The sequence below is a fragment of the Prosthecobacter sp. genome (assembly GCF_034366625.1).
GTDB lineage: Bacteria > Verrucomicrobiota > Verrucomicrobiia > Verrucomicrobiales > Verrucomicrobiaceae > Prosthecobacter.
Window position 1 is genome coordinate 185,109 of the sequence record NZ_JAXMIH010000019.1, and the last position, 21,135, is coordinate 206,243.

The 21,135-nt window shown below is 61.3% G+C and carries 13 protein-coding genes; 8 read left to right on the forward strand and 5 right to left on the reverse strand.

Annotated elements, in window-relative coordinates; translation table 11 throughout:
• Nucleotides 1-182: 182 nt before the first annotated feature.
• Nucleotides 183-1,283 (reverse strand): DNA-processing protein DprA, encoded by a 1,101-nt coding sequence (gene dprA / locus U1A53_RS19725; protein WP_322283572.1) that lies wholly within the window; start codon nt 1,281-1,283, stop codon nt 183-185.
• An 18-nt stretch (nt 1,284-1,301) separates the two neighbouring features.
• Nucleotides 1,302-1,823 carry a hypothetical protein gene (locus U1A53_RS19730; protein ID WP_322283573.1) on the reverse strand — a complete coding sequence of 174 codons (522 nt, stop codon included), beginning with the start codon at nt 1,821-1,823 and terminating at the stop codon, nt 1,302-1,304.
• Between the two features lie 97 nt (nt 1,824-1,920).
• On the opposite strand from U1A53_RS19730, the gene purQ reads away from it, so the two are divergent.
• Nucleotides 1,921-2,631, forward strand: a complete 711-nt coding sequence (gene purQ, locus U1A53_RS19735) for a phosphoribosylformylglycinamidine synthase I (RefSeq protein WP_322283574.1) — start codon at nt 1,921-1,923, stop codon at nt 2,629-2,631.
• Nucleotides 2,632-2,635: 4 nt separating this feature from the next.
• Here the strand turns inward: purQ and U1A53_RS19740 are convergent, their stop codons facing one another.
• Nucleotides 2,636-2,857, reverse strand: coding sequence for a hypothetical protein (locus tag U1A53_RS19740; RefSeq protein WP_322283575.1), 222 nt, complete (start codon nt 2,855-2,857; stop codon nt 2,636-2,638).
• Nucleotides 2,858-3,336: 479 nt separating this feature from the next.
• Between U1A53_RS19740 and U1A53_RS19745 the strand changes: the two genes are divergently transcribed.
• Nucleotides 3,337-6,630: a fused MFS/spermidine synthase gene (locus U1A53_RS19745; protein WP_322283576.1), complete on the forward strand. Its 3,294-nt coding sequence runs from the start codon at nt 3,337-3,339 to the stop codon at nt 6,628-6,630.
• A 418-nt stretch (nt 6,631-7,048) separates the two neighbouring features.
• On the opposite strand, the gene U1A53_RS19750 is transcribed toward U1A53_RS19745, so the two are convergent.
• Nucleotides 7,049-7,180, reverse strand: a complete 132-nt coding sequence (locus U1A53_RS19750) for a hypothetical protein (RefSeq protein ID WP_322283577.1) — start codon at nt 7,178-7,180, stop codon at nt 7,049-7,051.
• Between the two features lie 184 nt (nt 7,181-7,364).
• On the opposite strand from U1A53_RS19750, the gene U1A53_RS19755 reads away from it, so the two are divergent.
• From U1A53_RS19755 to U1A53_RS19770, 4 genes are all read left to right on the forward strand, one after another.
• Complete coding sequence (locus U1A53_RS19755) at nt 7,365-8,225, forward strand: hypothetical protein (protein ID WP_322283578.1); 861 nt, start codon at nt 7,365-7,367, stop codon at nt 8,223-8,225.
• Nucleotides 8,226-8,262: 37 nt separating this feature from the next.
• On the forward strand, nt 8,263-13,791 hold the full coding sequence (locus tag U1A53_RS19760; RefSeq protein WP_322283579.1) for a putative Ig domain-containing protein: 5,529 nt from the start codon (nt 8,263-8,265) through the stop codon (nt 13,789-13,791).
• A 9-nt stretch (nt 13,792-13,800) separates the two neighbouring features.
• On the forward strand, nt 13,801-14,574 hold the full coding sequence (locus tag U1A53_RS19765; RefSeq protein ID WP_322283580.1) for a hypothetical protein: 774 nt from the start codon (nt 13,801-13,803) through the stop codon (nt 14,572-14,574).
• Between the two features lie 487 nt (nt 14,575-15,061).
• Nucleotides 15,062-16,381 carry an ABC transporter permease gene (locus U1A53_RS19770; protein WP_322283581.1) on the forward strand — a complete coding sequence of 440 codons (1,320 nt, stop codon included), beginning with the start codon at nt 15,062-15,064 and terminating at the stop codon, nt 16,379-16,381.
• Here U1A53_RS19770 and U1A53_RS19775 read toward each other — a convergent pair whose 3' ends face one another.
• Nucleotides 16,382-17,773 (reverse strand): deoxyribodipyrimidine photo-lyase, encoded by a 1,392-nt coding sequence (locus tag U1A53_RS19775; RefSeq protein WP_322283582.1) that lies wholly within the window; start codon nt 17,771-17,773, stop codon nt 16,382-16,384.
• 156 nt (nt 17,774-17,929) lie between these two features.
• Here U1A53_RS19775 and U1A53_RS19780 point away from each other — a divergent pair, with 156 nt between their 5' ends.
• Together U1A53_RS19780 and U1A53_RS19785 are read left to right on the forward strand one after the other, a co-directional pair.
• Nucleotides 17,930-19,075: a c-type cytochrome domain-containing protein gene (locus U1A53_RS19780; protein WP_322283583.1), complete on the forward strand. Its 1,146-nt coding sequence runs from the start codon at nt 17,930-17,932 to the stop codon at nt 19,073-19,075.
• A gap of 52 nt (nt 19,076-19,127) precedes the next feature.
• The gene (locus U1A53_RS19785; RefSeq protein ID WP_322283584.1) at nt 19,128-21,035 is read left to right on the forward strand and encodes a c-type cytochrome domain-containing protein; all 1,908 of its coding nucleotides are present in this window, start codon (nt 19,128-19,130) and stop codon (nt 21,033-21,035) included.
• Nucleotides 21,036-21,135 lie beyond the last annotated feature (100 nt).

Consider the following 21,135-nt stretch of genomic DNA (forward strand, 5'->3'; position numbering starts at 1 on the left):
CAGGGCGCCCCACCGTTCCTGACCGCTGTGAACGATCAGCCACCCCACGTTCTATGCGCAGTGAATCACCCCGGTTCCGGATCCGTCAACTTGTATTGGGCATGGCGTGACTTTTGCAAGCCGGACTCGGATGCGTGTAGTGGTGCCTCATGTTTCACCTTCCTAGGCCAAGGAACTGACGTTCAAACCAGCCGCACATACCGCCGTCCCGGCAGGGCGCGGATGAGGCGTTTCATTTCGAGGCGCATCAGCGTCGCTGACACGGTGGCGGGGGTCAGGCCGGAGGCGGTGGTGATGTCGTTGATGTGGGCCTCGTCGGTGCGGATGGCCTGGTAGAGGATCTCTTCCTCCAGCGTGAGGGTGACGGCGGGGCGGGATTCTTCCGTCTTCGGCGCGTGCGGCGCGGTGGGGAAGAGCGTCATCAGATCATCGAGCACGTCGGCGCCATCCATGATGAGCTTGGCGCCCTGCTGGATGAGGCGGTTGCAGCCGGCGGAGGTCGGTTTGTCGATGGGGCCGGGCACGGCATACACGGTGCGGCCTTGCTCAGTGGCTTGCTGTGCGGTGATGAGCGAGCCGCTGCGCAGCGGAGCCTCGACGACGATCAAGCCGCAACTCCAGCCGGCGACGATGCGATTGCGGTAGGGAAAGGTTTGTTTGTCGGCGATGCGATCGACAGGATACTCGCTCACGACCGCGCCGTTTTGTGCGATGCGTTCGGCTAGGGCCATGTTCTCCGGTGGATACAGTTTACCGATGCCAGAACCGAGGATGGCGATGGTGCGGCCTTTGGCGGCAAGGGCGGCTTCATGCGCGGCGGTGTCGATGCCGCGTGCAAGGCCGCTGATGACGACGTAACCGGCATACGCGATCTGAAAGCTGAGTTTCTTGGTGGCATTGAGGCCGTAATGCGTGGCATGGCGGCTGCCGACGACGCCGAGGGCGTTGTGATCGCGCTTGGTGAGATTGCCCCAAACATAGAGGACGACGGGCGGGTCGTGGATCTCGCGCAGCAGCGGTGGATAGAGTTCGTCCTCCTGCGTGAGGAGCGTGAGCTCGCGGTCGTGGATCTTTTGCAGTTCGCCACTGAGGTCGATCTGCGCTTCCCATCCGGCGATGCTCTCTGCTTGAGCGAGGCCGAAGCCTTCGACTTGGAGAATCTCAGATGACTTGGCAGTGAGGATGCGCTCGGGGCTGCCGAAGTGCTGCAGGAGCTTGCGGACGCGCACAGGTCCGACCTGTGGGAGCAGGTTGAGCGCGAGGTAAGCCTCCGTGCGGGTCATTCGCGCTTGCGCTTGGTATTAGGCGGCGTTGGCGGAGGAGGTCGCGCCATTGTTGTTCTTGGCGGCATTGGCGGCGGATTCAGGCAGCGCCACATTGCTTTGCGTTGAGCCGGAACCGATCAGTTTGCGATAAACTTTCTGCGGGAAGGACTGGCCCTTTTCCTCATGCTCAAGCTGGCCGAGGGCGGTGGATTTGGCCATCTCCCAGGCGGGAGCGAAGCCGGGGGCGCTGATGACCATCTGCTTCTCGGCACGGGCGAGGATTTCGAGCTCACGCTGCATCTTGTTGTCGGCACGCTCGTTGAGGCGGGCGATCTGCATGCGCAGGTTCTCGTTTTCCTGCTTCAGGGCGGCACGCTCCTTGGTGAGGTCCTGGCTTTGCTTCGAGTCGAGGTCCAGTTTGTCGCTGAGCATGCCTTTGTAGCGCTTGAGCTCGCGCTTGGTCTTCCAGTGGGCCCAAAGCGACTGCACGAGGAAAATGCCGCACAGCACGAAGCCGTAGAGGAAGGTGTTTGTGGGGGAGAAGAGGTCTTTGAACATGATGCTGGAAAACTAGTGCATGCCCCGGCGTGTGCAACCGGGCAAAGCGGTTGCATGCGGCGACGGCTTCGCCTAGATGCGGAACGAATCACCGCCCATGCCCCACGCTCTTCTCCTGAAATTCCCCGGAACCAATTGTGACGCCGAAACCGCCCGTGCGCTGGAGGCGGCGGGCTTTACCGCAGAGGTGCTGCCTGTGGCGCTGCTGGAACCGGCGTCGCTCGACAAAGCGCAGATGATCGTGTTCTCCGGCGGCTTCAGCTACGGAGATTACGTGATGTCCGGCCGCATCGCGCAGCTCATCACGAAATCGAAGCTGGGCGACAGGCTGAAGGCGTTTGTGGACAAAGGCGGCTACGCCCTGGGCATCTGCAACGGCTTCCAAATCCTCACGCAGCTCGATCTGCTGCCGAAGGGCAGCCTGATTCACAACACGAGCGGCCGGTTCATCTGCCGCTGGGTCGGTTTGAAGAAAACCGCCGCCAAGGCGAGTCCGTATCTGAGCAAGCTGCCCGAGAACTTTGAACTGCCCATCGCCCACGCGGAAGGCCGACTCGTGACCGAGGGCGAGGACGCAGCCAAATACGTGAAGTCCGGCCACGCGGCGCTGCTTTACGCCACGAACGTGAATGGCTCGACGAACGGCATTGCGGGCTTGCAAGATGACACAGGCCGTGTGTTTGGCCTCATGCCGCATCCCGAGCGCTTCATCTTCAAGAGCCAGCATTATGATCCTGACTGGAGCGGCGATGCCCAGTTCGGCTGGGGGCATTACCTGTTCCAATCGGCCCGTGAGGCGATGAACTGAGAGTTCAAAGCGTGGGCGGTACCGGCGGGATCATCTGCGCGCGTGCCAGCGCCCCACGTCCCACTGAGGGCGGAGCGGCGAGCATGGCCTCGCGGCGCGTGCGGTAGGAATGATAAAGTCGGCTGTAAGTCCTGGTCATGCGCTGGCGCAGCGCCTCGTTCTCCGGTGTGCGGGGCAGACGATGCGCATTGCGGCGGAGCATGAGCAGACCCTGATAGGTGTTCAAGCGGCGGGGGGGAGGAGGCGCTGTTCGTGGCCCCATGGTTGATGACAACCTGCAAGTCGGTTCCCCGTGGACCCAAGACGGGGCTGACCATCGCCTCCGTGCCGAAGTCATCATACGAGAGCTGCAAAACCTCGGCGGTGAAGGCTTTTTGCCAAGATTCACGAGTGCAGCCACTCAAAAGGGCCAGGAGCACGCAGGCGAGGAGGAGTGAAGGTGTCTTCATGATATAACTCGCGTCATCAAGTTTTGGAATTCCCCGGTGTTTGGAGCCGTGGAGTGGTGGAGTTCTGCATTCCAGTATTCCACATCTCCATGACTCCATTGCTTCGCAGTAAAGTTTCACAAATCATGGTGACGCCGGGTATAAAGCCCTGCCAGTGGCAAAAGGCAGGGGAAGCGAGGGTTCGGGGGAAAAGGTGTATAATTCAGTTGTCTTAATATGGTAATTATATATAATCCTTGTTTATTAACCGATATTTATGAACTGCGCTCCTCCCTCCAGCCCCTCCCGTGCCCAACTGACTCAGTTCGCTTTGGCACTCATCCTGTTCCTTTCCGGCTTCTGCTCGCTGATCTACCAGACGGTCTGGCTGCGGGAGTTTCGGCTGGTGTTTGGCGGGGCAGCTCCGGCGGCGGCGGCGGTGGTGGCCGTGTTCATGGCCGGCTTGGGTTTTGGCGGCAAGCTGTTTGGAAGCTGGGTGGAGCGTGTGGGCCGCCCGTTCCGGTTTTATGCGCGTTTGGAGGTCGGCATTGCCATCGCGGCGGTGGCTTCGCCAGCAATGCTCGCTCTGGCGCGGGCGTTCTATTTGAAAACCGGCGGCACCGCAGGCATGGGCCTGGGGGCTGCCACCTGCCTGCAACTGCTGATGACCGCGCTCGTGCTCGGACTGCCCTGTTTCCTCATGGGCGGCACACTTCCGGCGGCGATGAAGTTTGCGCAGCGCGATGATGATCCGCGTCGCTCGATCACCGCCTTCTTCTATGGCATCAACATCGCCGGAGCGGTGACGGGCGCGGTTCTGAGCACCTTCTGGCTGCTGCCGACACTCGGCAACAAAGGCGCGCTGACCGTGGCGGTGCTGGCAAATCTGGGCATCGCCCTGGCGGCGGGAGCGATCTCGATGTTCCAGGAAAAAGAGCCACGCAAGCCAGCGGTTGAAAGCGAACCGACCGCCGAGGACAGTGTGGCTGCGAAGGCACCGGCTGCGTTTGTTCTGGCGGCGGCTTTCATGAGCGGGTTCACGTTCTTTGTGGCGGAACTCGTGTGGTATCGCGTCTCGACGCCGCTGCTCGGCGGCTCGGTTTACGGTTTTGGCCTCGTGTTGTGCGTGGTGCTTGCAGGGATGGGCATCGGTGGACTGTTGTACTCGCTGATTTTGAAAAAAGCGGAGCCCAGCATCGCCGGTTTCACGATTGTCTCTGCCCTGCAAGCTCTGGCGGTGTTGCTGCCGTATGCGCTCGGCGACCGCATCGCGCATCTGGCCCTGATCTTGAATGACAGTCTGCGCGGTGTCGGCCTCACGCAGATGGCGATGGGTTGGGCGGTGGTCATGGGATCGCTGGCGTTTTTCCCGGCGTTGCTCAGTGGCATTCAGTTCCCGCTGCTCGTGTCGCTGCTCGGACGCGGCAATGTGGGCGTGGGTCAGCAGTTGGGCCGTGCGTATCTTTGGAACACATTTGGTTCGATCTCCGGTTCGTTGCTCGGCGGCTTCCTGCTGGTGCCGCTGATCGGTTTGAAGGGCTGCTGGGTGCTCGCAGCGGTTTTGATCGCCAGCATGTCCGCTGCCTCGCTGTGGCTTCAAATGCGCCGCAGGGAAGGGGAGGACAGCGGTGCTTCCTTGGCCTCACGCTTTTCCTGGAACAGCCGTTTCGCGCTCGCCTCACTGATGGTGTGCGGCTTCTTTGCCTTTGGAACCACCGGCCCCACGGCGGTGTGGATGCACACACCGATCGGTTACGGTCGCGTGTCGCAGGACTACCGCACCGCGCTGGGCTTGGAAACGTGGCAACGCAATGCGCAGCGTTCGCTCGTGCAGGAATACGATGGCCGTGAGACCAGCGTCGCCGTCGTCGGTGGCATGCAGTATGCGTTTTTGACCAACGGCAAGAGCGACGGCTCAGCTGTGGGCGATGCGGGCACGCAGGTCATGCTCGGCATCACCGGGGCCATCTTGCATCCGCACCCGCAGAACGCTTGCGTCGTCGGTCTTGGCACGGGCACCACCGCTGGCTGGCTGGCCGATGTGCCGGGCATGCAGCGTGTCGATGTGCTCGAACTCGAGGAGGAAATCCGCAAGGTGGCCGAATATTTCGATCCCGTGAGCCGCAATGCGATGAAGCATCCGCGCGTCAACAACATCACCGGCGATGCGCGTGAGTTCCTGCTCACCAAGGGCGAAGATTACGACCTCATCGTCTCCGAGCCCTCGAATCCTTGCCGCGCCGGTGTGGCCAATCTCTACACTCGCGAGTTCTACACCAACGCCAGCCAGCGCCTCACCAAGAACGGCATTTTCTGCCAGTGGCTGCAAGGTTACGAGGTCGAGCCGGCCACCATCAGCACCGTCATCACCACGCTGCGTCAGGTCTTCCCGAAAGTGGAGGTATGGGCCACGCAGAGTGTCGATATGCTGCTCATCTGCTCGAATGACGAGACGCCCTGGTCGCTCGATTCGCTGCGCAAGCGTGTCAAAATCGAGCCGATGGCCGAGGCGCTGCGTCGCTTCTGGAAAACGGACACGGCCGAAGGTTTCCTCACCGGCTGCGTGGCGAACAGTGACTACTGCACCGCCATCGCCGCCGCGACGAAAACGGTGAACACCGACGACATGAACCGCCTCGAGTTCAGCTTCGCCCGCAGCGTGGCGAAGAAGTCGAACTGCTCGCTCGATCTCGCCCGCGCCGCCACACGGGCCGGTTGTTATCTGCCGAAGGTTGATGCCGCCATCGACACGAATCTTTACCTCGCCGAGCGCCTGCACATGCCGGGCCGCCTGTGGGAATCCGCCTCCGATGAAATCCTGCCTGCCGATGCTCCTGCTGCCGTGCGCGAGCGCGTGGAGCACCTGCGTGCCTTCTGGCGGCAGCGCTATGCCGATCATCTCGCCGCGCCTGCACCCGCCGCGCCCGTGCTGGCGGATCGTGTGCTGCTCGCCCAGGCGAAGGCACGCATGGGAGCGCCGGACGCCTTTGCCGCGATCGCTGCCATCGAGCCGATTTCAGCCGTGGACGCGCATTTCCTGCGTGCGATTGCCTGCCATGTGCAGCAAAAGCCCGCCGAGGTGCTCGTCCACATCGAGCACGGCCTCGACAGCCTCATGCAGGTGCCCTGGTGCCGCCTCCCGCTGGTGAACGAGGCTCTCAATCTCCTCGGCGATGTCTCCAAATCGAAGACAGCGGTGCAGGACCCGCGCTTCACCACCATCTTTGAAAAACTCGGCCGCGAATACCCCGTGCAGGTCGCGCGCAATGTTCGTCTCGGCATGCGCTGCGACATGGCCATGCATTTGAAAGTGCCGCAGCAGCTCGCCGCCCTCGAAAGCCTCGGCAAACCCTTCCCTTGGAACGGTCGCGCGCTGGCCATGCGCGTCAGCGCCTACATGCAGGCCGGTGATCCGCGCCTCGATGCCGCTCTCGAAGACATGAACCGTTTCCTCGACCAGGGCGGCAAGATCGGTGGCGAATCACCTCCGTTTGTCGTGCAGGTGAAGAAACCCGCCGAAAAGACCGCTCCGGTGCAGGAGATGGTCGTCGGAGCGCAGGCGGGCGAGTGATTGAGGCGGGGGGCGCAACGCTGCCGCAGTGTCGTCGAAACGGCAGCCGGAGTGCCAAGGCTGTTGTTTCACACCGCCCGGTGACGGTTGTCGGCCTTGAGCTGAAGTGGGTCTGGAATAATTCTGAGGCAGTTTGCGGCCACGAAAGTGCTCACCATTAAATAACTAAGTATAAATAACGATTTATACGTAAGGGGGATGCCGGATTTTATCTTGTGGTTCGCGACGTGAATTGCTAAAAACAATTTAATTCGCATGAACGTCATTGCTCCAATGCTTCATCGGTTCCTTGCCAGCAGCACTTTGCGTAGCGCTGCGCGGTTCGCGGTTTGCTCTGAGGCACAAACGGCGGGTGATTCAAGGCGCAAGCGGGTGCCGGGAGGGGGGTATGGTAGCCGCCTTTCACCGTACGGCTGGCTCATTCAGCCGCATGCCAGGTTCCTCCAGCCGCATGGCTGGAGCCTTTGACCGCACCGTGGGAGCGTTCAGCCACACCGGTAAAATCATTCAGCCGCACGGCTGGAAAAACCAGCCGCAGCAGGGTTTTCATTTAACCGCACGGCTGGAGCGTCCAGCCGTGCCGGGAAAGCGTCCAGCCATGCGGCTGCCGGGTTCAGCCGTGCGGATCAAGCGTCCAGCCGCACGGTTTCAGCCGCCAGCCTTGGGCCTGTGCCCTCTTCACACATCCCTGGCCGGGCAAATCATGCGTTCTTACTCACCCGCCACACCCAGCCATGAAGCCGCTGTTTTGGGACTCCGTCGATCCAGCCACCGGGCAGCCTTATGCATGGGATTCGCCCAATCTGACGTGGTCAGGAATCCTCGAAGCCGGTGATCCTGGCTACACCCCGACTCCCTCAAGCAATCCCGTCCAACCCACCCTGAAACCCAAACGTAACCGTATGGCCAAATCCGACTACATCGCCCAGAACGACGACCTGTTCGCCGCTCAACTGCAAACCTTCAAAACCGGCATTGGTGCCTACGCCACCGCGCTCGGTGTTACTCCTGCGCAGATCACCGCCCAGGCGGCGGATGCGGATTCCTTCGGCTACGTCGTCGCCTGCCAGGGCATCATGCAGGGCGGCGCGCAGCAATGGACGGCCTGGAAAAACCTCATGCGCGCCGGTGGCACGCCACCCGCGGCGGGCGCGCCGGTGGACCCGGTGTTTCCCACGGCGGTGGCCGCTGTGGCCTTGGGCGTCGAGGTGCGCTTCCGTGCGCTGGTGAAGAGCATCAAGGCGCACCCGAACTACAACGACGCCATCGGCCAGACCCTTGGCATTGAAGGCGCGGTGCAGACCGGTCCTGACCTCAGCATTATTCAGCCGATCATCGACACTCTCCTCAGCGGCAACGCCGTGCAGATCGGCTGGGGTTGGGGCGGCAACAGCGCCTTCCTCGACATGCTGGAGCTTCAGGTGGACCGTGGCAACGGCTGGACCCTGCTGGCCTACGACACCACGCCGAACTACACCGACACCACCCCGCTGCCCGCCACGCCCACGAAATGGAAATACCGCGCCATCTACCGCGTCGGCGACCATCAGGTGGGCCAGTGGAGCAACACCGTGGAGATCATGGTGGGTGGTTGATTGAGAGCGAATGTTCAACTACTAAACTCCGACCCTCATGCAGCGGCCTCTTTCTCCATCCCTCCGCCGCTTGCGCCGCAGCAAGTGGGTCATCTGGGTGCAGTTGTACTGCCTGCTGGGCTGGACGCTGTCGGCTCCGACGCTTAACGCGGTCTATGTTCAGGATGTGAACGCGGCGGGCTATGCGCTGACCAATCCCGGCAGCTACTCGCCTTCCTGGGATGGCGGCGCGGGCGGTGATCCCGAGCCGCCGGAAGGCGCGGACATGAGCGACAATGACACCGACAACCTGCCGGCGTGGTTCGAGGACTGGTATGGCGGCACGCACAACGCCACGGTGAACATGCGGGGGAACCCGGACAGCGATGATGACGGTGCCATCGATGGGAATGAACTGCATGTGATGGGCACCGATCCGCTGAGCGCGACGAGCAATGGCTCGGGTGCGCCGGATGGCCTGTGGTGGCAGCTCACCCACACGGACACCGATGGGGATGGCCTCATGGACTGGACTGAATTGAACGGGAGCGGTTTCGGCGGGCAGCATGGCACGGACATGAATGCTTCAGACACGGATGGCGATGGCTGGAGCGATGGTTACGAGGTGGAAACTTCGGGCACCTCGCCCACGGATGCCGACAGCGATGACGACGGTTTGACGGATTGGGATGATGCCATTGTCACGAGTGATCCGTGGGGTGACCATGATGCGGACGGTTTGACGAATCAGCAGGAATCCGAGCAGACCTATCAGGACAGCAATGGGAACTGGCAGCGTACCCAGATCCGAGTGCCAGACACCGACGGCGACGGCCTGGCCGATGGCTATGAGCCGATGACCTCGCGCAATACGGAAGTGAAATCGGCCTCCAATCCGCTGCTTTACTCCACTGACTGGAGCGGTCTGGCGGATGGGCAGATCTCCAGCTATCTGTTCCCCTCCGATTTGCCGCAGGTGCTTGTCATCACCGGTCCCTCCGGGCTGCCTGAGGCGGTGGCGGATACTGATTATGCCTCTCCGGCTTTCACGGCGGAACATTCCAACGGGAGCCTGACCTGGACGGTTGCGTCGGGCAGTCTGCCTGCCAGCATGGGGTTCAACGGCGCGGTGCTGGCGGGGCATGCGCCTGCGGGCGTTTATTCCTTCACGGTGAGGGTGACAGATGGCGGAGGACAGACCGCCGAAGGGGACTACACACTGGTGGTTCAGGCGGCCCCGCTCACCATCACCAGTCCGGCCACGCTGCCGGAGGTGCAGGAAGGCTCTTCCTTTTCCTGGTCGTTTGCGGCTTCCGGCGGGGCGGGCGGTTATGCGTGGAGCCTGCCCTCTGGTGGCCTGCCGGCCAGCATGAGCCTGTCCTCGGACGGGCAGCTTGCCGGGACGCCCGACAGCAACAGTCTGGGCACTTTTTCATTCACCGTGCGGGTGACCGACGCAACTGGCGCGACGACGGACCAGACGGCTTCCCTGACGGTGACCTCACAACCACCACCGCCCACGCTGGAGATCACCAGCTCAAGCACCTTGTCTGACGCGCAGGAGGGGAACAGCTACGCATGGCAGTTCAACGCCACGGGAGGCGGGAGCAACCATGTGTGGAGTGCTCCCTATGGCGGGCTGCCAGCCGGGCTGAGTCTGTCCGCTGATGGGCAGCTCACCGGCACGGCCTCCGGATCGGGATACTATTCCTTCACGGTTCAAGTGACCGATGTTTACAGTGCCAGCGCGACCCAGACGGCCTCTCTCTATGTGGCCGCAACGCCGCCGCCGCAGATCGAGATCAGCGGGCCGACGAGCATGGATGCCTCGATCTGGACGCCGTTTTCCCAGTCCTTTGCGGCGTCGGGCGGGGCGGGCAGCTACGCCTGGAGCCTGTCGGCGGCAGGCAGCCCTCCCACCGGATTCAGCCTGTCATCTGACGGTACATTGACAGCAACTTTCGATGGTACCGTGGGCAGTTGCTCATTCACCGTCACTGTGACAGACGGCTATTCGTCCGCCAGTCAAGCGGTGACGGTGAACACGTTGGACCGCGATGGCGACGGCGACGGTCTGAGCGCGGCGTTCGAGCACGAACTGGCGGTCGAAACCGGTCTTGCGATCCATGACGCCAGCAACCAGAGCAACGGCTCCTACCACGACTGGCTGGTGTATTACCATGCCCGGTTGCTGACGGCCGACGCTGCCACGGACACGGACGGTGACGCCCTGGGCGCGCAGATGGAAGCCTTCCTGGGCACTGATCCCACGCAGAAGGACAGCGACGGTGACCACCGCCCGGACTGGTGGGTCTATTATCAGACCTACGCCCAGTATCATGATCCAGACGACGCCGATGGCGACGGTTTGCACGCCTACCTGGAAAGCCTGCTGGGCACCACGGACACCCAGGAGGACAGCGATAGCGACACCCTCACCGACGCTTATGAGTGGCTGTACATCAGCTATTCCGATCCAGCCGATGGTGACAGCGACAACGACGGTCTTGACGACGGAGCGGAGCTGACCGCCGGCACCCAGGCGCGTGATCAGGATACGGACGACGATTATCTGACCGACCATGAGGAGGTGAACAACCTCTTCGGACTGCCGCTGCCAACCAGCCCGCTCGACCCCGATTCGGATGACGACGACGTTCCTGATTACGGAGAGGTGTCCCTCACGGACAGCGATGGCGGCGGCATCCCGGACCGGATGGAGGAGCACTGGGAGATGAACCCCAACAACGCGACCGATGAAGCTGACGACTACGATAGTGACGGCCACACCAATTACGAAGCCTACCTCATCGGCTGGGACATCCACGCGCAGTTCGTGCCGCAGTTCGACACCGATTATGACGGCATGACCAACCTTTACGAACTTGCGCGTGGGTTTGACCCGGAGGATCAGCATGACGGGGCGGACGATCCAGACGGGGACTTCCTGACCAACGCGGAGGAGTACGCGCATCACACCAGCCCGCAGCATTATCTGACGCCGGGGTTTGAAGTAGAAACAGTCACGGACCGCGACGACAGCACCGGCCTGCCGGTCTTTGAAAACGGTAGTCTTGTTACCCGGAATGTCGTGTCCGACTACGAAGTGGCTTTCGAGCAGGAACTTTGGCTCTACCCGCTGTGCAGTGATGGTGTGATGCGGAGCCTCGTCCGCGATAACGGGCCGCTCGACGGGAGTCGCGCCTATGATGACGACTGGGATCAGGACTCCGTGAGCAACTATGACGAGCTGTATCCCGTGTATGGCGCGCCCACGGACCCGCGTGAATGGCAGCAGCCGCTGGAGATCAGCACGACCAGCCTGGCCAGCGGCCAGCCAGGCGTGCCTTACACTGCGGTGCTGTCCCAGGCGGGCGGGCAGCCCGGGTTCACCTACAGTCTCGCCAGCGGCGCGCTGCCGGCAGGATTGGCGCTGGAGGCTGCGGTGACAGGGACGTGGGCCATCAGCGGCACGCCCACGGCAGCGGGGAGCAGCAGCTTCACCCTCATGGTCACGGATGCCTATGAACACACGGACACGCAGGAGCTGACGCTGATGGTGGAGCCGGACGAACCACCACCATCGCTGCAACTGGCAACGACGGCGCTGCCGCCTGGGGCTATCGGCACGCCCTATTCGGCCACGCTGCTGGCCAGCGGTGGCTCGGGCATGTACACCTTTAGCGCCAGCGGGGCACTGCCAGACGGTTTGATTTTGGCTGAAACTGGCACGCTGAGCGGCACGCCCGCAGTGGCAGGGGAGTTCGATGTGACTTTCCAGATCAGTGACGGCACGAGCACGCTGGCGGGGCAATCGTTGCACCTGAGCATCGCCGACGTGATGATCACCACCGAGACGCTGCCGCCCGGCACGGTGAGCGCTGAGTACACTGCGAGCATCAACGCGGTGAACGGCACCGCGCCCTACCTGTTCAGTGTGGTGGCGGGCGCAGGCGACACCGGCCTGCCATTTGGCTACATACTCGCCAGCAACGGTGTGATCACCGGCACGCCGACCCTCGGCTCGACGACGGAGGGTACTTACACGTTCACCGTGCAGGTGAGCGACAGCACGGCGGGAACCGCGCGCGTGGCGTTGAAGCAGTTGGGCCTGGTGCTTGCTGCCATCGGCGGTGGTGGCGGTGGCGGTGGCGGTGGCGGTGGTGGTGGTGGTGGCGGTGGTGGTGGCGGTGGCGGTGGCGGTGGCGGTGGAGATCCGACACCGACATTGGTAATATCCGGGGTGACGCCCAACACCGGTAGTCGGGAGCAGGCGTTCAACGGCAGCATCGGTGCCCAGGGCGGCACGCCGCCGTATTCCTTTGCAGTTACCGGCGGCTCACTGCCGCCAGGATTATCGGACGCAGCGGATGGCTTGATCACCGGGACCCCCACTCAGGAAGGCGAATACACCTTCACGGCCGAAGTCACCGATGATCATGGCGACACCGCCGCGAAGAGTTTGAAGATCACCATCGAGGCGCCGGTGGTAATCGTGGACGACGATCGAGATGGCGACGGTCTGACGAATGATCAAGAGACGGGTGGCATTAATGGCGGCGATGGGACGGATCCCGACGATGCCGATACCGATGACGGCGGAGTCACTGATGGGCAGGAAGTGAATTTTGATGGCACAGACCCTCTTGATGGAGAAGATGATCAGACAACCTCTTCTCGGATAAAACGAGATGAGGATGTAGCCGACGGAAATTGGCAGGCTATTCAGGGGCAGTTGGCAAAAGCGTTGCCAGGGCAGTTGATAAATCTCCGCTTCGAACCACCAAGTGGCACCACTGCTACCAATTTCGAGTGGATATTGTCTGACAAGGTGTTCAAGGAATTCGGACCCTGTAATGAACTCGGTGAGCTACAACCGGTGGAAGACGGCGACCGTCACCAACAGGAGGTTCATTTTTACTGGGCGGATTCCGGTAGCAAGCAGGTCAGAATCAAATACAAGCTTGATGGGGAGAATGCAGAAACGCAGGTCATGATTGTTGTGGAGAAACCCACTGCCACGCTAGAGGCAACAGGAGGGAATAGTTTCGTTGGACCACATCCCGACAACGACGCATACACATTATTACAGGTCAATCCGGGGGTGACCTTCACCGGCTCTGTGAGCATTCCGTCCAGTTACGGAGCCCAGGGGACATGGACGTTTGAGCAACTTATCACCCCCAACGGATCGGGTACGATAAATGGCACCACCGTCAGACAGCAACCCGCTGGAGCGAATGAAGCCTACCATGATGGTGGCCCGTATCCTTATGCTGGCACCTTTGCGACGGGGACCACGCGAACGACGATTGACCAGCCTTTCATGCCGTTGGAGTTTGATTATATCGAAGTCACTGCCGACATGTCGTTCGAAATGTATCTCATGTTCCTGCCACCGGGAGGCGCGTCGCGGGAAGTGCCTTTGCGCAGGCTGCACTGGTCATGGAGGGACAAAGCTACAAAAAACTCATTCAATGAATGGAAAATTGAGCGTCTCGAAGGAGTCAGTAAAAGCCTCTCCGTGGAAGAAACCACGCACCCTGAGTGGACTGACATGAGTGACAACCACGTGGACCTCGAATAACATCGACATATGAAAACGATTACAGCACGGCGTGAGAACACACCCTTTCTTCGATGCATCATCTTCGCATGTTTCGGGTTGATTTCCTTATTTGGTCAAAGCGTGCCACTGGATAATCCTGCAAGAGTGAATGTTTTCCGTGACGTGGAAACCAAACTGGAGGTAATTCCAACCTCCAAAACGATCCGTGTTATCATTACAAACCGCGCAAACGAAACCCGATATGTGATGTTCCCCCCCGATCTGATGCCGTATCGCATCAAGCTGACCACCGCCGATGGACATGCGCTGGCCATGACCCCTCAAGGACAAAAAAAGCTGACCAGACCTGCGGGAGGGGGAAGCATGCGTGGGATCTCGCTGGAAACAGGTGTTCCTTGGAGCCATAGCATTGACCTTGAGCCGCTTTTTCAATTCCCAGAGCAGGGGGAAGTGAGATGCGAGGTGAGCCGTCATATCTTTTTTACTCACCCTGACATCCGGCCCGCTGACAAAGAATGGCTGCCTTTTCCACCGGTGATGCTGCCGTCTGGAAAGCCTGCGCCCGAGCCCAAATCCCAAGCCGGTGCCTCATCGCCGCCAGCGACACAACCTGCGGCGACTTCGGGAGATGATGCCGGGACTGCGGAGCCTTCGCCGACCAAGCCCAAGGCAACCGCACCCACCGTTACAATCATGCCTACGAGCATGGAGGCGACTGCATCAACACCGTGGTCAGTGGTGGCCATGATCGTAGCTGCGGCAATCGGCCTGCTGTGGCTGGTACTCAAAAAGCGGAAGTAGAAAAGATATGGACCCGGAGCTGAAAATGAACCCCACGCGCCAACCAATAGCACGGGACGTGCCAGCCTATTTGGGAAAATGAAGTGCAACCAGGTTCCTCCTTCGTCGGGCTTCGCAGCTCGGCTATGAACGGCTCATGAGGTCACCGGGCCTGATGCCGGAACACCGCCCCGCGCTTGCACACGTGGGGGCGAGGTTCGCGGCATCCTTCCCGCGTCACGTTGGAGAAAGCGAAAGTTTGCCTACTTCATACTGAAAATCCCAACACCTTGCCCACCTCGGAGCGCTTTCCCGGTACACCGGCACCAGTGGTCTCCAACGCCGTGCTGGGAGACTTGGGTGCCACGACTGCGGTAGAGATGCGACTGATTGCACGATGTGCAAAGATGCCTGGCAGATAATCCGGGGCGCAGGCGGGCGAGTGATGGGAAGGGAGATGAGATCGTGGCAATTTCATGCGGTTGCGCCCGTATGACTGTGCCCCCTAATGTCGTTCCTTGCCCAGCATCCTGTTCTTCGTCTCGTCGCCTCGCCGCAGCATCTGTGGCGCACGTTGTCGCTGGGCATCAAGACGATCTGGCTGCACAAGCTGCGCTCGTTTTTGACCATGCTCGGTGTGGTGTTCGGCGTGGCCTCGGTGGTGGCGATGCTCGCCATTGGTGAAGGGGCCAGTCATGAGGCGCAGGAGCAGATCCGCCGACTGGGCAGCCAGAACATCATCCTGCACAGTGTGAAGCCGCCCGACAGCCAGGGCTCCAGCGGTGAGTCACGCAGCTTCATCAGCGAGTACGGCCTCACCACGCGCGACATCCAGCAGATCCGCCAGACGGTGCCCGGCATCTCCATTGTCGTGCCCAGCCGGCACATTTCCGAGAACATCTGGAACCTCGACCGCAGCATCGACGGCCAGGTCAAGGGTGTGCTGCCCATTTACCCTGAGATGCGCAACCGCCGCATCCTGCAGGGCCGTTTTTTTACCGACCTCGAAATGGACGGTCGTGTGCCTGTGTGTGTCATCAACCAGACGGTGGCGGCGCGGCTCTTCCCGCTTTCCACGCCCACCGGCAAGTCCGTTCGTGTGAAAGGCTACTACTACAAAGTCATCGGCATCATCCAGGATGAAGGGCAGATGGTCGGCACGGATGCCAGCAGTTCTGCGGCTGACTCACAGGCACAGATGATGATCCCCTTCGCCACGCTCATGGACCAGTATGGCGAGACCTTCTTCCGTTACCGCACCGGCAGCTTCGAGGCTGAGAAGGTGGAATTCCACGAGGCGGTGATCCGTGTCGAGGATGTGAAGATGGTGGAAAGCCGCGCCGAGGCCATCCGCCATCTCATGAGCACCAATCACAAGAAGGAGGACTGGCGCATCATCGTCCCCGTCGAGCTGCTGAAGCAGGCTGAGCGCACCAAGCAGATCTTCAGCATCGTCCTCGGCAGCATCGCCGCCATCTCGCTGCTCGTCGGTGGCATCGGCATCATGAACATCATGCTCGCCAGCGTCACCGAGCGCACGCGTGAGATCGGCATCCGCCGCGCCCTCGGCGCGCGTCAGGCCGACATCGTGGTGCAGTTCCTCATTGAAACCGTCCTGCTCGCCGGTGTAGGCGGCATTCTCGGCGTCGTCCTCGGTTTGGGCATCCCCATCGCCGTGCAAAAATTCGCGGGAGTGACCACCGTCATCAAAATGTGGTCGCCCATCCTCGCCTTCTCCATCTCCGTGCTCACCGGCATCGCCTTCGGCATCTATCCTGCGCGGCGTGCCGCGAAGATGAATCCGGTCGAGGCGTTAAGGCATGAGTGATCAGCTCCGCTCCTGCTTGTGCTTCGCAAAGATCGCCAAACAGCGATCTCGCTCCGTGTGATGATCAACCATCGGCAGCGGATAGCCTTTGGCGAGAGGCAAGCCTGGCTTGGGCGGCTCGTGGAGGAGCGGCGCGGGCACGTCTTTGAGTTCAGGCACCCATTGCTTGATGTAAGTGCCTGCGGGATCGAAGCGGGCGCTTTGCAACCAGGGGTTTTGGATGCGGAAGTAGGGCGCGGCATCGGCACCGGTGCCGGCGGACCATTGCCAGCCGCCGTTGTTGCTGGCGTTTTCGCCATCGACGAGCTGCTGCATGAAGAAGGCCTCGCCCATGCGCCAGTCGCAGTGCAGATCCTTGGTGAGGAACATGGCGGTGATCATGCGCAGGCGGTTGTGCATGAGGCCGGTCTGCAAAAGCTGCCGCATGCCGGCATCGACGATGGGAAAGCCGGTGGTGCCGGTGGCCCAGCGCTGGAAGGCCTCATCCGTGCCCGGCCAGGGAAGGCCGCGCCAGTCGGGAGCGAACTCCTCGTCGAAGACGTTCGGGTAAAACCACAGGATGGCGAAGTAGAACTCCCGCCACGCGAGTTCCTTGATGTAGGTGCTGGCTGTTTCAACCTTCGCGCATCGCTCATACAATTCGCGGATGCCGATGAGGCCATGGCGCAGATCCTGGCTGAGCAGCGAGGTCGTCTGACCTGCCGGGGTGTTGCGATTCGCGGCATAGCCTTTCAAAATGCCGTCATCAATGAAGCGCTTCATGCGTTCCCGTGCGGCGCGTTCGCCCGACGGCACGATTTGCGCCGTGGGCGCAGGCAACTGCCAATGCGCGAGCGTGGGCAGCGGCAGGCTCATGATTTTTTCAGCAGCCTTCGGTCCCAGACTGGTCACACGGGGCAGGGGAACGGCTTTGTCGAGGTTGAGCCAGTTCTTTGAGTAGGGCGTATAGACGCGATAGGGCTGTGCATTGAGCGTGAGCACGCTTGCAGGCGCATGCATGACGCTGTCGTCAAAGCCGTGGCACTGGATGCCAAGCCGCGTGCAGACGGCGTCGATTTTCTTTTCCATCGCACGGCCAAAGGGATCGTAGTCGCGGTTGAAATAGATCGCTTCGGCCTGGGTCTCACGAAGGAGGCGCTCCAGTTCGGCATCGGCACGCCCGCAGCGGATGAGCAGGCGGCTGCCGAGAGCTTCGAGGTTTTTGGCGAGCGATTCGAGATTCCCGCAGAGGAAGTGCTGCCGGTTCGGACCGGTCCAGCCGTGGTTTTGTTTCCAATCGCTCAGAACATAGACCGGGATGACCTGGGGTGCGGCTTGGGTGGCATGGTGGAGTGCGGTGTTGTCAGTGAGGCGGAGATCGCGGCGGAACCAGTGGAGGACAGTGCGTGGCATGAAAAGGGGCAGGGGAGGCGACAAGATACGGTCAGCATAGGACAAAAGGCGGTAGCAAAGTTGGTGGCATTGAACATCAGGTTCGTGATGAATATTTGGCTGTGCTGCCGTTACTAGAAGCGCCATATCCTACCAACCCCCCCTTCATCTTACCCCATGCCTTCGCATTCGCCCGACCTCGACGAACCGAAATCACTCACCGCCGCCTGGATCGCCGCGCTCATCCTGATCGTGGGCTTCGTGATCGGCCTGCTCATTTTCCCGCCGCTATTTGAGGCGCCGAAGGTGGAGCCAGCAAGCTCGGTGCTCTTCATCGGCCGTTTTCATCCGATTCTGCTGCATTTCCCTGTCGGGGTGCTTGGCCTGCTGTGCCTGTTTGAGCTGCTTTGCTCCACACGTCGTGGCGAGCAGAAATTCGGCGAGGCGTCCTTGATCATGCTGCTGGTCGGCGCGGCAGGCGCAGTGATGGCGGCGTTCGCGGGCATCATGCTGTCGCGGGAGGGGGGCTATGTGGGAGGAAACTTCACGCTACATCAGACGATGGGCCTGCTGGGCACTTCAGGTGTGCTGCTGGCGCTCGTGGTGCGCATCACGGCGATGGGGCGCAACAGCACCGAGCTGCTGAACGCCTATCGTGCGCTCTACTACATCAGTTTCGGCATCATGGGCCTGGGGTCGCACTTTGGCGGCAACATGAGCCACGGAAACAAATTCCTCACCGAGCATGCGCCGGAAAGCGTCAAGAACAGCATGGTGGGCATGGAGAAGTGGATGCTGAGCTTCGTGGAGAAACCCAAGGAGGAGCCGGAACCGAAACCCGAGCCCAAAGTCGAACCGAAGGTGGAACCCAAGATCGCCTTGAACCCGACGCCTCCGACGGTTCCCACAGCCAATCCACCCCCAACCCCCGTTACTGCGGAAGCCGGCGGTGACAAGCTCGTCTTCGACCACGTCATCCTCCCCATCTTCGCGGCCAAGTGCAACAAGTGCCATGGCGAGGAGAAGCAGAAGGGCGAGCTGCGCCTCGACACCTTCGAGTGGACGATGAAGGGCGGTGAGGAAAGCGGCGATAAAAACATCGTCCCTGGCAAGCCCGAGGACAGCGCCACCTTCCAGTCCATTTCCTCTGCCGAGGACGACGACGCCCACATGCCCCCCAAGGGCAAAGAACAGCTCACGCCCGAGGAAACCGAGATCATCAAATGGTGGATTCAGCAAGGAGCCAGTGGCACTCAGAAGGTCAGCGAAGCCAAAATCCCCGCCGAACTTCAGGCCACGGTTGATGGAATTCTGAAAGGCTAGTCCAACTTCCACCTTTTCCTGCCTTGTTCTGATCCTGCTGAAAAAACGTCTCATGAAACCAACCCTCCTCCTCCTCGCCCTGGCACTCGCCTTCACCGCGCATGCCGCCGATGACAAAAAAGCCGTCGATCCCGCCGTCGCTGCAGCCACGCAGAAAGTGAACGCCACCGGCGCTTCACTGATGCCCCTTTCCGCAGATGCGAAGGCCTACCGCTTCACCGCGCTCAACGTTGCGAAGGAATTTGGTGACGCTGGGCTCGAACCCCTCGCGCCCATTGCCGACAAGATCGCCTCGCTCGACATCGCCCGCAGCAAAGTGACCGATGGCGGTCTCAAGGCCCTCGCCGCGATGAAGAATCTGAAGGAACTGCATCTCGAAGGCACGGGCATCGGTGATGCGGGACTCGATCACCTCAAAGGCCTCGCCGAGCTGGAATACATCAACCTCTACAACACCAAGGTCACCGATGCCGGGGTCGCGAAACTCGCGGGTCTTGGCAAACTAAAAGCCATCTACCTCTGGCAAAGCGGTGTGACCAAGGTCGGTGTGGTCGCTTTGAAGGCCAAGTTGCCCAATGCACACATCAACACTGGCTGGACCGCCGAAGACGACGCCAAACCTGTCGCTGTTGCAGCCACAGCACCCGCTGCTGCCGCGCCAGCCGCAGCGAAGCCCGCCGCGGCTCCAGCTCCTGCGGCTGCCAAACCGGCTGCCCCTGCCGCTGCTCCCGCTGCGGGTGGCAAACTGAATGCCGCCATCGCCGATAAAGCCATCGTGTATCGCGATGTCATCGCCCCGATCATGCAGGCGAAGTGCGTGGGCTGCCACGGTGAGGAAAAGAAGAAGGGCAAACTTCAGCTCCATACGTTTGCCGCCATCATGAAAGGCGGCGGCGACGGTGCGAACACCGTCATCGCGAAAAACACCAAGGAAAGCCTCATGCTCGTCCGTGCGAGTCTCCCCACCGACGACGATGAGCACATGCCGCCGAGCGATGAGCCGCAACTCACGAAGGAAGAAGTCGCCCTCCTGAAATGGTGGATCGAAACCGGCGCCTCCGAAACCGCCAGCGTCGCCGCCTCGAAGCCCACGGCCGATGTGGAAGGGGCTCTCGCCGTCCTGCTCGCGAAAGGCCTGCCCAAAGCCGCCGCACCTGCCAAAGTTGCCAAACCCAAGCCCGCCGCCCTCACCGACGCCCAGAAAAAACAGATCGCCGAGATCACTGCCAAGATGCAGGCCCTCAACGCCTCGCTCATGCCCCTCGCACAAGACACCGAGCAACTCCGCCTTGGGGTGATCAATGCCGCTGACAAATTTGGCGACAAGGAACTCGCGCTGCTTGACCCCATCGCTGCGCAGATCGTCTGGGTCGATCTCGCTCGCAGCCAGATCACTGATGCCGCCGCCGACACGCTGGCAAAGATGACCAACTTGGAACGTCTTCACATGGAGAACACCAAGGTCAGCGACGCCGCCCTCGCCAAGCTCGCCGCTCTACAAAACCTCGAGTATCTCAATCTCTACGGCACCAAGACCACGGATGGCGGCATCGCCAAACTCGCTGCGGCCAAAGGCCTTAAAAAACTTTTCGTCTGGCAGACCGGCGTCACCCAAAATGGTGCCAAAGCCCTCGAAGCCCAGCTTCCCGGCCTCAAGGTGAATGTCGGCCTGACCGAAGCTGAAATTGCCAAACTCACGGCGCCTCCTCCCGCCCCACCCGCTCCGCCGCCCGCCCCCGCGAAGAAGGAAGAGCCCAAAAAAGTCGAAGCGAAAAAGGCTGACGCCAAGCCTGCTGTTCCGGCTCCGGCAAAGCCTGCAACAACTCCCCCTGCAACCAAGCCGGCTGCTGCTCCTGCTGCCACTCCTCCGGCCACCAAACCGGCACCTGCTCCTGCCGTGAAACCTGCCGCAGCGACGCCTCCCGCTCCCGCGAAACCGGCCGAACCCGCGAAGAAATGACACGGGACGCCGACGATTCGTTGGCATTCCAAATTTCGGGTGGGCCGGCGAATCATCGGCACTGCCAATCCACGGCGCATGAGTGCGCGTATCTTCGTGG

Coding starts and splice junctions, on each gene's coding strand:
- U1A53_RS19765 (WP_322283580.1), top strand. CDS start 13,801: ATGAAAACGATTACAGCACGGCGTGAGAACACACCCTTTCTTCGATGC.
- U1A53_RS19770 (WP_322283581.1), top strand. CDS start 15,062: ATGTCGTTCCTTGCCCAGCATCCTGTTCTTCGTCTCGTCGCCTCGCCG.
- U1A53_RS19755 (WP_322283578.1), top strand. CDS start 7,365: ATGAAGCCGCTGTTTTGGGACTCCGTCGATCCAGCCACCGGGCAGCCT.
- dprA (WP_322283572.1), bottom strand. CDS start 1,283: ATGACCCGCACGGAGGCTTACCTCGCGCTCAACCTGCTCCCACAGGTC.
- U1A53_RS19745 (WP_322283576.1), top strand. CDS start 3,337: ATGAACTGCGCTCCTCCCTCCAGCCCCTCCCGTGCCCAACTGACTCAG.
- U1A53_RS19775 (WP_322283582.1), bottom strand. CDS start 17,773: ATGCCACGCACTGTCCTCCACTGGTTCCGCCGCGATCTCCGCCTCACT.
- U1A53_RS19730 (WP_322283573.1), bottom strand. CDS start 1,823: ATGTTCAAAGACCTCTTCTCCCCCACAAACACCTTCCTCTACGGCTTC.
- U1A53_RS19760 (WP_322283579.1), top strand. CDS start 8,263: ATGCAGCGGCCTCTTTCTCCATCCCTCCGCCGCTTGCGCCGCAGCAAG.
- U1A53_RS19780 (WP_322283583.1), top strand. CDS start 17,930: ATGCCTTCGCATTCGCCCGACCTCGACGAACCGAAATCACTCACCGCC.
- U1A53_RS19785 (WP_322283584.1), top strand. CDS start 19,128: ATGAAACCAACCCTCCTCCTCCTCGCCCTGGCACTCGCCTTCACCGCG.
- purQ (WP_322283574.1), top strand. CDS start 1,921: ATGCCCCACGCTCTTCTCCTGAAATTCCCCGGAACCAATTGTGACGCC.
- U1A53_RS19750 (WP_322283577.1), bottom strand. CDS start 7,180: ATGAAAACCCTGCTGCGGCTGGTTTTTCCAGCCGTGCGGCTGAATGAT.